The organism is Elstera litoralis (genome assembly GCF_000963705.1).
Taxonomy (GTDB): Bacteria; Pseudomonadota; Alphaproteobacteria; order Elsterales; family Elsteraceae; genus Elstera; species Elstera litoralis.
This window is the reverse complement of record NZ_LAJY01000527.1, coordinates 1-1,129: the sequence shown is the minus strand read 5'-3', so window position 1 is coordinate 1,129 and position 1,129 is coordinate 1. Positions and strand designations below refer to the sequence as shown.

The window sequence follows — 1,129 nt, the reverse complement described above, 5'->3', positions numbered from 1 at the left end:
TTCGCACCTGTGCGAGCGGCTGCTGAACGAAGGCCATGACATTCTGTGCGTGGATAATTATTTCACCGGCAGCAAGGCCAATATCGCCCATCTGCTCGATCATCCGCGCTTCGAAGTGATGCGCCACGATGTGACCTTCCCGCTCTATGTGGAAGTGGACGAGATTTATAACCTCGCCTGCCCGGCATCGCCGATCCATTATCAGTTCGATCCGGTGCAGACGACGAAAACCTCGGTCCACGGCGCGATCAATCAGTTGGGCCTCGCCAAACGCGTGCGCGCTAAGATTTTCCTGGCCTCGACCTCGGAAGTCTATGGCGACCCGACCGAGCATCCGCAGACCGAAAGCTATCGCGGCAACGTCAACCCCATCGGCCCGCGCGCCTGCTACGACGAAGGCAAACGCGCCGCCGAAACCCTGTATTTCGACTATTGGCGTCAACATAAGCTGCGCATCAAGGTCGCACGGATTTTCAATACCTACGGCCCGCGCATGCACCCGAACGACGGCCGCGTCGTTTCGAACTTCATCATCCAGGCCTTGCAGAACGAGCCGATCACGCTGTACGGCGACGGCAGCCAAACCCGGTCCTTCTGCTATCAGTCCGACCTGATCGAAGGCTGGATCCGCCTGATGAATACGGGCGACGAGGTAACGGGGCCGGTCAATATCGGCAATCCCAGCGAAATGACCGTGCGCGAGTTGGCGGAAGCCATTCTGCGCCTGACCAACTCCAAATCTGAGATCATCTTCAAGCCGCTGCCCCAGGACGACCCCACCCGCCGCCGCCCGGATATCACGCTGGCGAAAAAGCTGCTGGATTGGGAACCGAAGGTCGATCTGGAAGATGGGTTGAAGGAAACCATCGCCTATTTCCGTAAAAAGATCGCCGATTAACCCGCGCCGATTATGAAAAAGCGCGTCGAACACGGCTTAGAGCGTTTCATCTTCAGCAGTCGCTGGCTGATGGCCCCTTTCTATGTGGGGCTCATTGGCGCGCTTGTCCTGCTGCTGGTAAAGTTCGTGCAGGAACTCCTGCACATCGCCCCCAATATTCTCAGCCTGAAGGACAGCGAGGTCATTCTCGCCGTCCTAACGCTGGTCGATCTCTCGCTCGCGGGCAATCTG

The 1,129-nt window shown here is 58.0% G+C and carries 2 protein-coding genes; both read left to right on the top strand.

What is annotated here, in order from left to right; translation table 11 throughout:
• A partial coding sequence (locus VZ95_RS16870; RefSeq protein ID WP_045776891.1) for a UDP-glucuronic acid decarboxylase family protein occupies window positions 1-898 on the top strand: 898 nt, incomplete at its 5' end.
• A 12-nt stretch (window positions 899-910) separates the two neighbouring features.
• Window positions 911-1,129 (top strand): YqhA family protein (locus tag VZ95_RS16865; protein WP_045776890.1); only part of this gene is annotated, 219 nt, incomplete at its 3' end.